At 40.1% G+C, this 13,018-nt stretch carries 9 protein-coding genes; 3 read left to right on the plus strand and 6 right to left on the minus strand.

Translation table 11 applies throughout. The annotated features are described in order from the left end of the window. The 4 genes from icd to HP439_RS13275 all read right to left on the minus strand — a co-directional run. On the minus strand, positions 1–1,119 hold a 1,119-nt coding region (icd, locus tag HP439_RS13260; RefSeq protein WP_172390819.1), incomplete at its 3' end, for an NADP-dependent isocitrate dehydrogenase. A 13-nt stretch (positions 1,120–1,132) separates the two neighbouring features. After that, a complete protein-coding gene (locus tag HP439_RS13265; RefSeq protein WP_172390820.1) occupies positions 1,133–3,289 on the minus strand; it encodes a cation:proton antiporter in 2,157 nt (718 codons plus the stop codon). Between the two features lie 334 nt (positions 3,290–3,623). Beyond that, entirely contained in the window at positions 3,624–4,529 is a 906-nt protein-coding gene (locus HP439_RS13270; protein WP_172390821.1) for a sulfite exporter TauE/SafE family protein, read from the minus strand. A gap of 287 nt (positions 4,530–4,816) precedes the next feature. Further along, positions 4,817–5,998 carry an ABC transporter permease gene (locus HP439_RS13275; protein ID WP_246229356.1) on the minus strand — a complete coding sequence of 394 codons (1,182 nt, stop codon included), beginning with the start codon at positions 5,996–5,998 and terminating at the stop codon, positions 4,817–4,819. A 128-nt stretch (positions 5,999–6,126) separates the two neighbouring features. Between HP439_RS13275 and fmt the strand changes: the two genes are divergently transcribed. Beyond that, the gene (gene fmt, locus HP439_RS13280) at positions 6,127–7,041 is read left to right on the plus strand and encodes a methionyl-tRNA formyltransferase (RefSeq protein WP_172390823.1); all 915 of its coding nucleotides are present in this window, start codon (positions 6,127–6,129) and stop codon (positions 7,039–7,041) included. Positions 7,042–7,052: 11 nt separating this feature from the next. On the opposite strand, the gene HP439_RS13285 is transcribed toward fmt, so the two are convergent. Continuing rightward, a complete protein-coding gene (locus HP439_RS13285) occupies positions 7,053–7,265 on the minus strand; it encodes a helix-turn-helix domain-containing protein (protein ID WP_172390824.1) in 213 nt (70 codons plus the stop codon). A 345-nt stretch (positions 7,266–7,610) separates the two neighbouring features. On the opposite strand from HP439_RS13285, the gene HP439_RS13290 reads away from it, so the two are divergent. Both HP439_RS13290 and HP439_RS13295 read left to right on the plus strand, forming a co-directional pair. Beyond that, positions 7,611–8,471 carry a sigma-70 family RNA polymerase sigma factor gene (locus HP439_RS13290; RefSeq protein WP_172390825.1) on the plus strand — a complete coding sequence of 287 codons (861 nt, stop codon included), beginning with the start codon at positions 7,611–7,613 and terminating at the stop codon, positions 8,469–8,471. Between the two features lie 156 nt (positions 8,472–8,627). After that, the gene (locus HP439_RS13295; RefSeq protein WP_172390826.1) at positions 8,628–11,426 is read left to right on the plus strand and encodes a S9 family peptidase; all 2,799 of its coding nucleotides are present in this window, start codon (positions 8,628–8,630) and stop codon (positions 11,424–11,426) included. A 97-nt stretch (positions 11,427–11,523) separates the two neighbouring features. Here HP439_RS13295 and HP439_RS13300 read toward each other — a convergent pair. After that, a partial coding sequence (locus tag HP439_RS13300; protein WP_172390827.1) for a M16 family metallopeptidase occupies positions 11,524–13,018 on the minus strand: 1,495 nt, incomplete at its 5' end.

The following is a 13,018-nucleotide window of genomic DNA, read 5'->3' on the forward strand; positions in this document are numbered from 1 at the left end:
CCAGCCCATATATTCTAACATCATAACTCCACTTAAGATAACAGAGGATGGATTCATTGTATCTGTATTCGCAAACCGCGGCGCTGTACCATGTGTTGCTTCAAATACCGCATACCCAGTTTTGTAGTTGATATTTGCTCCCGGAGCGATACCTATACCGCCAACCATGGCAGCCAATGCGTCGGAAATATAGTCACCGTTTAGATTTAATGTAGCCACCACTGAAAAATCCCGTGGCGCCAGCAAAATTTGCTGTAAGAAATTATCGGCGATCATGTCTTTGATAATGATCTTTCCTTCCTTTTCGGCCTGCTTCTGTTCCTGATTTGCCGCGTCCTGCCCTTTCTGTTCTTTGGTACGTTCCCATTGACCCCACGTATAGGTTTCATCAGTAAACTCGGTTTCCGCTAGCTCAAACCCCCACTGCTTGAAAGCACCTTCGGTAAACTTCATAATATTTCCTTTGTGCACCAAGGTAACCGACGGCTGTTTATGTTCAATTGCATATTCAATAGCAGACCTAATCAAACGCTTGGAACCCTGTTCTGAGACAAGTTTTATCCCGATACCCAAATCATCAGTAAATGGGTAGTCCACTTTCAGTGTATCACTTAGAAAGCCTTGCAATTGCTTACTTTCATCAGAGTTTGCGGCAAACTCAATACCTGCATATATATCTTCGGTATTCTCGCGAAACACCACCATATCTACATATTCAGGGTGTTTAACTGGCGAAGGTACGCCGGGATACCATTTCGTGGGCCTCAAACATACATATAGATCAAGTTCCTTACGTATAGCTACATTTAATGAACGGATACCCCCTCCTATCGGGGTCGTCAATGGTCCTTTAATACCAACGAGATATTCTTTAAAAGTTTCCAAAGTCTCCTCAGGCAACCAGTTTCCAGTTTGGTTAAACGCTTTCTCACCTGCGAGCACCTCTTTCCACTGAATCTTACGCTTACCGTCGTAACTCACTTCTACAGCGGTATCGAATACGCGCACGGCGGCATTCCAAATATCAGGTCCGATTCCGTCGCCAATGATAAATGGTATTGTAGGTTGATCAGGCACCTGCAGCTGCCCTTGTTCAGACATTGTAATTTTATTTCCCATATCTATTAAAAGATTATTTCTCCGTATTAAACATGTTCCCTATTTCGCGACTTATCTTCCGAAATATCGGTGCGGTTTTCACATCCTCGTACGCATCAATGTGGATATTTGCTCGTCGTTCCGGATAGATTAAAATTAAGTTCTGCTTGCTATAATAGCGCCCGACTCGCTTAGCCAATCCGTCTAAAGAATCACGATATGAAACATCGCCGTAGCGTGCCGAAACAAACACTAATAAATCCTCTGAGTTAGTAAATGTTGATAACCCATAAATATTATCCCAATTGTTATACCGCGAATAATTGACCGATATATTGGATTTTGCATTTTTTAAGAATTCTTCTATAGCGTCTTGGGTACGCTTATCACAAACATATTTCACTACCAGTGACAGTTCTTTTGCTAGTTTTAATATCTTTTCCATCCAGAATTCAAAGCCGACTTCGGATTCGCAAAGTGGCGGAGCGAAAATAATTATAGCATTATGAGTCATCAGGGGATTATCAAGCTTACACATGAATAATGTAGTATCTGTTCTATTCAAAATACTTTCAGCTTTTTCTCCCACAATTTTTTCAATAAATGAGGTTGCGCTAGGCCATCCTAAGATGATACCATCAGCAAATATATTTCTAGACGTACGACCGATTCCGTTCGCTATATTATAATCGATTGTCGTAATGAGATCCAATTCGGTTTCAGAACCCGAAGCATATTTCGCCATCTTATCAAGGTTTTTCCGCGCTAAATCAAGATTTCTTATTGCCTGTTGATTACTCTCCACGACGCTAAGTATATATAACGGATACCTTGACTTTTTTGATTTAACAAACGTTGCAAAATCAATGATTGGTTCCATCTTGTTTAAATTGGCAATCGGTATCAAGATCTTTTCTTCATGATCCTGCACATGACCGGCATCAGTATTATCCTGATGTCCCTCAAAAACAACTCTCTTAGAAGCCTTCTCCGTCAATAATGAAGCAAACAAACATGAAATCAAAATAAGAGCGACTGTTCCATTTAACATGCCTTCATCTATGATACCGCTTTCATATCCCACCAAAATTACAGCTAAGGTCGCTGCTGCATGCGCATTACTCAAACCATGCATCAAATTTCGCTGACTATTCGTATACTTAAAAACAAGCTGAGTAACAAGTGAAGCCAAGAATTTACCCGATATAGAGACAGCAGCCAATGCAACCACAATTACGAGTGCCCAAGTACCACTAAACAATACACCAAGATTAACGATCATTCCTACGGAGATCAAAAAGAAAGGAATAAATAGAGCATTTCCAATAAATTCAATTCGATTCATTAATGCCGAAGATGGCGGAATAAGCTTATTTAATGCAAGCCCTGCAACGAACGCACCTATGATGTGTTCGAGTCCAGCAAGTTCTGCTAAAAAAGCCGCTATGAAAATAACAGCAAGTACAAAAATATAATGAGAAGTCTGTTCTCCCTCGACCTTCGAAAAGAACCACTTAGCAATCCTTGGTATAAGGCCGAACATGATTGCTATAAATACCGTCAATGAAATCCCAAGAGTCAACCAAAAATCAAAACCTATCTCCCCTTTTGATAACCCCTTGATAACCGCCAATATAACAAGTACCGCGGTATCTGTAAGAATAGTTCCTCCAATCGTTACGGCAACCACTTCGTTTTTCGATATCCCATAACTCGTTACGATGGGATAAGCCACTAGCGTATGTGTTGCGAACATACTGGCAATAAGCACGCTAGGAAGCAAGTCGTATCCCAATAAAAAATAACTCACAGGAAAGCCGATGCATATAGGAAACGCAAAGGTGAGGAACCCAAACAAAAGACTCTTGTTCTTGGTTTTCTGGAACTCGTTCATATCCAGTTCAAGTCCCGCGATGAACATGATATATAGAAGGCCGATCGTTGAAAATAAATCAATCCCGTCAACACCTGCCATATCTCCACTGTGACCATCCATTTTTGCCAACCAATTTAATCCGTATGGCCCGATAAGTACTCCAAAGAGAATAAATCCGATAATTCCAGGTATTTTAATTGGGCGTAATATTACTGGAGAGATTAGTATTATCAGTAACACAACAATGAAAACGAGCACCGGATTAGTTAGCGGTGAGGTAAAAGCTTCGGATGCGTGTTCTAAGAATTTATCCATATAATATATTGATTTTGCGTTAAACGCTCCTCAAATTAGGAAAAGATTAAAATATTTCCTAATTATATTTCTGTAAAGGACCGCATGTATCTGGCTGTTAGTATACAATCTGCACGAAAATCGTGCACCCTCTTCTCGAGGCGGATCTATTCTAAAGTAATTGCTTAAAAAAGCTACCAAGTACTTGGGGAAAAGCTTTCGTTTTTGAGCGATGAGAACCGGAATCGAGAGACAAGGTATACAGGAGGGATGTCTAGTTACGATTCAGCAATTAACTTATTCGGCGTTATAATAGAAGGTCTAAGAAAAACACGGTAGCCAACAATACACTCTTTTAAAACACAAATGCTTGAAGGATGCCCCAAATCGACGTAATTATTACAAGAGAACTAACCATAATCAATAACACCTTTGCATTTATCTTGGAAGCCAAATACGCTCCAAAAGGTGCTGCTAACACACCGCCTATCACTAATCCCAAAACGATATCCAAGTGCTGAACACCAAGAACAAATATGAAAACCGCAGTCGCAAAATACGTTACGAAGAACTCTGCGGTATTTACAGTACCGATCGTATGCCTAGGACTGTGACCTTGACTCAATAAATTAGACGTAACGATAGGTCCCCATCCACCGCCGCCAATCGCGTCCATAAAACCACCAAAAAAAGCAAGGGTCGACGCATATTTTGTCTTTGGTTCACCATCATTCCTTTTTTTAAAGGCTTTAGAAAAAATATAAACGCCCAAAAACAGCAAATAAATAGAGATATAGGGTTTGATTAAGTTGCCATCAAATATATCCGACAGCAGATAGGCCCCAAGAGAAGCGCCAATCACACCTGTAATAACAATTTTAAAGAACAATTGCTTATCGATATTTTTAAAGCGGATATGTGACAAACCCGATACTCCTGTAGTGAAGATCTCGGATGTATGTACACTTGCAGAGGCCAACTTCGCTGGAACACCAAGACTAAGTAGGAAACTCGTGCAGCTTACTCCGTAAGCCATCCCGAGAGCGCCATCTATCATCTGCGCGACAAAACCCGCAACTATGAATAATAAAAAGGTTGAGTCAAAGTTAATTTCATTGTTAGCAATTCCTATCACTAAATAGTAGCCCATAAAACCAGTTACAAGCAACTTCATTACCAGAATTGTAATTGACAGATATGAAAAATTTATATCCCATGCTTTTTTCTTTGGTAATGCTATCGCTTTTGTTTTTGACTCCATATAATGATTCTAACTTCAGTTTAAGCCTGATTATTAAATAATAGGATCAAAAATAGTAAATGTTTTTTTAAAAACTACTAACCCTATAGAGTTAATCCGAAATTTTTAAAAAAATATACATCTGAATTAAAAGACATCTAACCATAGTCGCAAACCCAAAATATAGATAACGCAAAGTGAACAAACACGTTACATAAAAAAAACCTATTACAAACACCTCTATGTAATAGACCTAGCTAACGAAGATTTTTTTTTATGAATTGTAATATTTAACGAAAGTCGATCTCCTATTTAAATTGAATCGTTTTTATCGGTGAGATATTCGTTATTAACATTGCCGGAATAAACAATGTTAAAATACCAATAAGCGCAACAGCGACGTTTAGAGAAACCACCTCAAACCAGGTAATGGCCATCGGCACGTATTCGATATAGTACGTAGAAGGATCCAACGCAAAGAAATGTGTGCCGGTCTGGAAAAAATATACGGCTAAAGCAAGCCCATTACCGATTAATAATCCTATTCCGATGATATAGGCCGAACTATACAAAAACACTTTTCGAATTCCGCCGCTATCGTATCCTAGTGCTTTAAGTATACCTATCATAGAGGAGCGCTCTAAAATTGTAATTAATAATGAAGAAACCATATTGATTATAGCAACTACGACCATCAAAGCAAAAATAATATTATCATTCATATCCAACATGCTTAGCCAGTTAAAGATATCAGGCATTTGCTCGACAATATTTGTTGCATTAAGCTCAATAGGCAAAACATTATTGATTGCGCTTGTAGCGGCCTCTAAGGAATCAAAGGAACTCAGTCGAACCTGATAGGCGCCAACTTCCCCAGGACTTAAATTATTTAACCGCCGGATAAGATCTAACGATCCAATAACATAGGTTTTATCTAGCTCATCTGTATGACTAGTATAAATACCTTTTATTGTAAAGGGGCGTTTTCGAATGGGGTCCTGAATAAAATACATGATGAATTTATCCCCGATATCCAACCCCAACCGATTGGCAAAATATTCTGAAATCAACAATTGTGTATTGGGTTGATTAGCAAAGTCAAGCGTGTCACCTTTAACGATGCTATGCATCAGAGACTGCTGGTTATAGGTGCTATCGACGCCTTTCATGAGTACCCCTTCTACTTCGCCATTCACATTCATGATACCCGCCTTGGTAGCGAAGGGTGTAATGTGATCAACGTTACCCGCCCTCGCTATGTTATCGAGTTCCCTAGCAGTAAGTGATATTGGGGAGTTTTCGTAGGAAGCATTCAAGTCATTTTGGGTAATAATCACATCACCAAAAAATGCGCGCTGCTTTTCAATAATCTCTGTTTTAAAACCATTCAAAATTGCTACCGAAAGAATAATCGCAGATATTGCGAGCGCCAAAGCCCCAATAGTCACCCTAACGATAAGTTTCGAGAAAGTGCGATGTCCTTTGGACATAATCCGTCTGGCTAAGAAATAAGGAAAATTCAAGCTGAAAATTAATTTGTAACTTCGCAAAGTTAATAATTTTTGTCACTTAGCGACAGCTTGTTCAGTTAACATTAGTAAAAATTTAAACAGTACCTATGCGCATAATATTTATGGGGACACCCGAGTTTGCAGTGGCCTCACTTGAATCCTTAATAAACTCAGGAGAATCTATCGTGGCCGTAATTACTACACCCGACAAGCCAGCTGGCAGAGGGCAAAAAATGCATGAATCGGCGGTGAAGAAATTTGCAGTATCTAAAAATATACCTGTCCTACAACCAACAAAGCTAAAAGATCCAATTTTTTTAGATGAGTTGAAATCCTACCAAGCAGACCTTCAGGTAGTTGTCGCTTTCCGAATGCTACCCCAAGTCGTATGGGACATGCCCGCGTTGGGAACAATCAACGTACACGCTTCCCTACTTCCTCAATATCGTGGCGCTGCACCAATCAATCACGCAATAATCGAAGGCGAGAAATTTTCTGGTGTAACAACTTTCCTTTTACAACATGAAATCGATACAGGACACATTTTGTTTTCGGAAAAAGTTGCTATCGGTCCTCAAGATGACGCCGGCATTCTGCATGACAAATTAATGGAAGCTGGCGCGAGGGTATTACTAAAAACAGTTAATGCCTTAAAAACAGGGGAATATATTGCAACACCTCAAGAAAGTATCTCGGAGCAAAACCTTAAATCGGCGCCTAAAATATTTAAGGAAGATTGCGAAATTGACTGGAGCAGATCGACCGATACCGTTTATAACAAAATTCGCGGGCTCAGCCCTTATCCTGCCGCATACACACATCTATCAGGCAAAGTATTAAAAATATATGAGACCAATAAAGGAAAACCACTGAACATTCCAGCAGGACAATTCGAAACAGACGGTAAAACATTTCTTTCTTTTGCTACAAAAGACGGCTCTCTCCTTATCCAAACCCTTCAATTAGAAGGTAAAAAAAGGATGAATATTGAGAAATTTTTGCGAGGATATCGATTTTCTTGATGCTCAGAGCATCAATTATCGTCCTCGACGTATTCAATAATGTCTCCGGGCTGACAATTCAGCGCGCGGCATAAAGCCTCCAATGTGCTTAAACGAATCGCTTTGGACTTTTCGTTTTTTATAATCGACAGGTTCGACAGCGTTATGCCAACTTTCTGACTTAGTTCATTCAAAGAGACCTTATTTTTGGACATGATGTCTTCTAATCGAATTCGGATAGGCATGATCTAACAGTAATTTATTGTGTATATCCTAACTACTATTGTAACAATTATAAAATACAAATGTTTTATGGTTTTTCAAAACAAACAAAAAAGCCGATTGAACCGATTCATAATAAAGACATTACAACACATATTTTTTTTCAATTCGATCAAACAATTAAACTCCTAGCTGGTTCCCCTACAAAAGGGAAAAGAATTGGAATAATTTTTGCTAGAACGAAAGCACAAATCTTCTTTTCTTAACTATCTCATACTGAGTGATTAATTTACACTCATATGAAGATATTTTGGCAGAATTTTACTATGTTTGCAAACATTTCAAAGAGAAAGGTATTTATACATTAAATGAGACAGCTCAAAATTACACAATCCATTACCAATCGTGAATCTCAGTCACTAGACAAGTATTTACACGAGATTGGTAAAGTAGACTTAATTACCGCGGAAGAAGAGGTTATTTTAGCCCAACGGATTCGCGAAGGTGATCAGGTCGCTTTGGAGAAATTAACAAAAACCAACTTACGTTTCGTCGTATCAGTAGCAAAACAGTATCAGAATCAAGGTCTTACTTTAGGTGACTTGATCAACGAAGGCAATTTAGGCTTAATTAAAGCTGCAAAACGTTTTGACGAAACAAAAGGGTTTAAATTTATTTCCTATGCTGTTTGGTGGATTCGTCAATCCATTTTGCAGGCAATCGCTGAGCAGTCACGTATTGTACGTTTACCTTTGAACCAAGTCGGTTCATTGAGTAAGATCAGCAAAGCCTTCTCAAAATTAGAGCAGACCTTCGAGCGCGAACCGTCTCCAGAGGAATTGGCAGACATTCTTGAAACGACCGTAGACAAAGTGTCCGATACTTTGAGTAATTCGGGTCGTCACGTATCTATGGACGCTCCATTCGTTCAAGGGGAAGAGAACACTTTACTTGACGTTTTGGAAAATGCAGATCCTGACACAGATAGCATCTTGATTGACGAGTCCCTTTCCGAAGAGATTAAACGTTCGTTAGCGACCTTGACCGAAAGAGAACGCGAAATAATCGTTCTATTTTTTGGTTTAGGAACAAATCACCAACTTTCGCTTGAAGAAATTGGTGAGAAGTTTAGCCTAACCAGAGAGCGCGTACGGCAGATTAAGGACAAAGCACTTCAACGCCTTCGTCACACATCACGTAGCAAAATATTAAAATCATATTTAGGATAACACCTAAAAAAGTTCTTGTAGATGCGCAACCTAAAAGTTGCGCATTTTTTTTTGTTTGTTAAAGATTACCCGCTAGTCTATTATTTTAAAAATGTTATACGATAACTCAGGCTAGCTAGCAAATTTTGGTTAATATTGGCTAACCAAATAACGCACATGACAAAATATAAAATTGGCTTTCTCTTTTTGGGGTTAAGTATCGTTTCATTTTCGCATGCCCAAAAAAAGCCGCTCAATCACGATGTTTACGACGATTGGAAATCCGTAACCAACGCCGAAATAAGTAAATCCGGTCAGTATATCGTTTATACTGTGTCCCCACAAGAAGGCGATGTCTTATCAACTTTGACAACATCAAATCATAAAGATATCCTACGTATCCCACGAGGATACGACGCGAGATTAACAGCAAACGAAGAACAGCTGATAAGCCTTATCAAGCCACCATTCCTCCAGACACGCGAAGCTAAAATAAAAAAGAAAAAAGCGGAAGAGATGCCAAAGGACTCGCTCCTAGTGTTTCAGATCGCCCAACATACGAGCCGCAAATATCCAAATGTCAAATCCTTCAAACTACCAACGAATGCTGGCAATCATCTTGCGTTTTTATCAGAAAATCGGCCCACCTTACAAGACAGCATAACAGCTAGCAAAAAGAAAGCGAAACCTGAGTCGGTGTTATCGGTGCTGAACCTCTCCACCGGAGACACAAGCAACATCGTTAAAGTCGATACCTACCAATGGTCTGAAGATGGTAAACACCTGGTATATAGCATCAAAGTCGCTGAAAAGGATTCTTTAAATGAGTCTGGCCTATTTCTTCTCGACCTCGCTACGCTAGCGAAAAAGAAAATCAGCACTGGCAAAGGCAACTATAAGAATATCACGTTTGATGACCTTGCCACACAGATAGCATTTCTAGCGGATAAAACGCCTGAGAAATCTTTACTCAAAGAATTTAATCTATACTACTATACGCCTACTCAAGATTCAGCTACAATGCTTGCAAATCGTCATAGTACGGGAATCCCAAACAACTGGTGCGTATCGGGAAATGGAGGCCTCAAGTTTTCAAAATCCGGCGATAGACTTTACTTTGGATTAGCGCCCATTCCGAAAGTTAAAGACACCACATTGATAGAATTTGAACATGCCAAAGTAGATATCTGGCACTGGAAAGATGACTACCTACAACCTATGCAACAGGTAAACCTAAAACGGGACCAAACTAAATCCTACACTGCGGTGGTTAATTTGAAAACAGGCGGAGCGATCCTTCCCCTTTCTGATGAAAAATACAACCGAATATCCTTAACACCGGCGGCAGATCATGAGTGGGCTTTAGCTACCTCCGATCAAAATTACCGCATCGAATCGCAATGGCTAGGCAGCGTGAAGTCTGACATATATGTTGTCTCCACAATAAACGGACGAAATAAACAAGTTGTGAAAGGTAATGCTGGATCGGCCTATCTGTCACCTAACGGTGAATACGTGGTTTATTTTAATCGTGAGAATAGTAACTGGTATAGCTACCACATCGCTTCGGAAAAAACAAATCTGTTAAATGATGGGGTTCCAGTGAGCTTTGTCGATGAAAAGAACGATGTCCCCTCCTCACCTAGACCTTACGGTATCGCTGGCTGGTCCGAAGACGGTGGCACAATCTATATAAACGACAGGTATGATATTTGGAAATTCAGTCTTGACGGTCGAAAAAAATCAATTTTAACAAAATCGCACGGTAGACAGCAACAAATTATTTACAGACTGCAGGTCCTTTACAAAAACGATGATCCTCGGATCAGTCACACCGTTATCAATGAACGTGAGCCGATCTATTTAAGCAGCTTCAACGAAAAGAATAAGTACCAGGGACTATATCGCATGAAAGCAAATCGCATTGTAGAACTTTGGTCTACACCACATGCATACAATCAGATTTCCGCAGATAAGGCCTTGAAAAAAGTTATCTTCACAAAAGAAGACTATCAGCACTCCCCCGATCTTTACGTCTCGCAAAACTTCAAAGACCAGATTAGATTAACAAACATCAACCCTCAACAAGACACCTATAATTGGGGAACAGCCGAGATCATTAAATGGACAACTCCTAATGGTTATCAATCCGAAGGGATTCTTTACAAACCGGAAGATTTTGATCCGAACAAAAAATACCCGATTATTGCATATTTCTATGAAACGCTTTCTGACGGCCTGCATAGATATCAGGCCCCGGCACCAACCCCATCTAGGTTAAACATCCCCTATTTTGTTAGTAACGGATATCTCGTATTTGCTCCTGACATACACTATCAAACTGGGTATCCAGGAAAGGCCGCTGAGGAGTTTGTGAACTCAGGCATGCATTATTTGGCACGTAACAACAACTGGGTAGATTCCACCAAAATGGGGATCCAAGGACAGAGTTGGGGTGGCTACCAGGTAGCTCATCTGATCACGCGCACAGATATGTACGCTGCAGCATGGGCGGGAGCTCCAGTTGTCAACATGACATCCGCGTACGGAGGAATACGTTGGGGATCAGGAATGTCTAGGCAATTTCAATACGAACACACGCAGAGCCGTATTGGGAAATCATTATGGGAAGCCCTTGATCTGTATTTAGAAAATTCTCCGCTTTTCTACATGGATAAAGTAACGACGCCCGTAGCTATCATGCATAACGACAATGACGGCGCCGTCCCTTGGTACCAGGGAATAGAATTTTTCACCGCCCTACGCAGACTTAGTAAACCTGTGTGGCTCTTAAATTACAATGGCGATGATCACAACTTGATTCAAAGACAGAACAGAAAAGATATCCAAATTCGCGAAGCTCAGTTTTTTGATCACTTTCTCAAAGGGAAACCAGCAGCTGATTGGATAAAGCATGGCGTAAAAGCAGTCGACAAAGGTATAGACTGGGGACTAAACGTCTCGCAGTCAGAATAAAATCCCGACAAAAATCTAGTAGACAAATTAATGCCCCTTGTTCTGACGTAAAATCCGGCAGAGCAAGGGGCTTTTAATTTTGTAATTCACTAGAGGTTTACTTCGCTTGATCCGGGAGCAATATAAACCTAAATAATCGATCTTCTTTAAGATATTTATCGGCAACCGCTTTGACAGATTCTACAGTGACTTTGTCGAGCTCTTCTAGATAACGGATGGCATAAGTCGGATCCTTATCGTACATATAGGCACTAGAAATCTGACCTAACCAGAAACTATTTTCTTTCAGAGAGAGTTCGAGTTGGCGCCTTTCCTCAATCTTAAATTTCTCAAGATCCGTGGCTAGCGGACCATTATTTTTGACCTTGCCAATTTCATCCAAAGTAGACGCGATAAGACTCTCGTACTTGTCCACGCCAGTTCCAAACTGAACGGTAAAGCTGAAACGATTTTTCGGTAATTTGCTCATCGAAGCACTAGCGCGCGTACCGTAAACTCCACTTTCCTCTTCCCGCAAACGTTCAATCAGTTTAATAGTAAGCACACTTTCTAGCGCTTTCATATTCAAATTCTCTTGTTCGTTATACGTATAATCCCCATAGTAAGTTAACACAGCTGTCGCTTTTTCTTCTTTACCTTTATGTACGACCTTTTCGAAACCTTTCTCCGGCTCATAAATACCGAGATCTTTAGCTTGTTCATCTCGTCCGAGACTCGGCAACGATGCAACATACTGTTCCAAATAAGGGGTTATCTCGTTAATATCGAAAGAACCAACGATTGTAAAAACAAAATCGGATGCGTCCGCAAATCGCTCATTGTAGATCTCAAGCGCCCTGGCTTGGTTCACTTTATCGTAAGCTGCAATATCGAACGGTGTCCTGCGAACATTTCCATTATAGAGTGCGCTCATTACTTCTTTGCTAAATACAAACTGTGGATCGTCCTCCCTATTGGCACGCATAGATTTACTTTTGGTCAACGTACTTTGAAATACATCATTTTCAATTCTCGGAGCAGTAAAATAACCATAAATCATCTCGAAGGCCGTCTTTAAACCTTCTTTGTCTGAATATCCTGTCAATCCCTCGCTACGCTCAGAGAGATACGGACTGATGTTTACATTTTTACCAGACAAATATTTTTGCAACTCAATAGTCGAAAGTTGTCCCACGCCACTACTGTTTACGAGTGATCCCGCTAGCGTAGCCGAATAATAATCCTGATCACTATACAATGATGTTCCACCCGGACTAAACGCATTAATCAAAATTTGATCATTTTTAAAAGTAGTCGGCTTGAGCACCACCTTTACGCCATTACTCAGCGTAATTTCAGTCGCTTGGATTGCATCAATCGCCTTGCTGGAAGATATTACTCCCGCTTGTGGTTCTGATTCCAACATAGGCAGCTCGGAGACTTTATCATCATAAGGTGTAATATCGAGTCCTTGGACTTCTTTAAACCAACTGTTTACCATCTCTTCTGTCGGTAAAGATTCCTTTTCGTTTTCAGGAGCCATTATAACAACATCACGGTTGGTATCAAGATAGTACTGATTTCCAATCGCCTCCACCTCTTTTAAGGTCAGC

It is taken from the genome of Sphingobacterium shayense (genome assembly GCF_013179575.1).
In the GTDB taxonomy this organism is placed as follows: Bacteria; Bacteroidota; Bacteroidia; order Sphingobacteriales; family Sphingobacteriaceae; genus Sphingobacterium; species Sphingobacterium shayense.

Bases quoted from the DNA above. Each gene is read 5' to 3' on its own strand.
- HP439_RS13265 (WP_172390820.1), bottom strand. From the start codon at position 3,289: ATGGATAAATTCTTAGAACACGCATCCGAAGCTTTTACCTCACCGCTA.
- HP439_RS13270 (WP_172390821.1), bottom strand. From the start codon at position 4,529: ATGGAGTCAAAAACAAAAGCGATAGCATTACCAAAGAAAAAAGCATGG.
- HP439_RS13275 (WP_246229356.1), bottom strand. From the start codon at position 5,998: ATGTCCAAAGGACATCGCACTTTCTCGAAACTTATCGTTAGGGTGACT.
- fmt (WP_172390823.1), top strand. From the start codon at position 6,127: ATGCGCATAATATTTATGGGGACACCCGAGTTTGCAGTGGCCTCACTT.
- HP439_RS13285 (WP_172390824.1), bottom strand. From the start codon at position 7,265: ATGCCTATCCGAATTCGATTAGAAGACATCATGTCCAAAAATAAGGTC.
- HP439_RS13290 (WP_172390825.1), top strand. From the start codon at position 7,611: ATGAGACAGCTCAAAATTACACAATCCATTACCAATCGTGAATCTCAG.
- HP439_RS13295 (WP_172390826.1), top strand. From the start codon at position 8,628: ATGACAAAATATAAAATTGGCTTTCTCTTTTTGGGGTTAAGTATCGTT.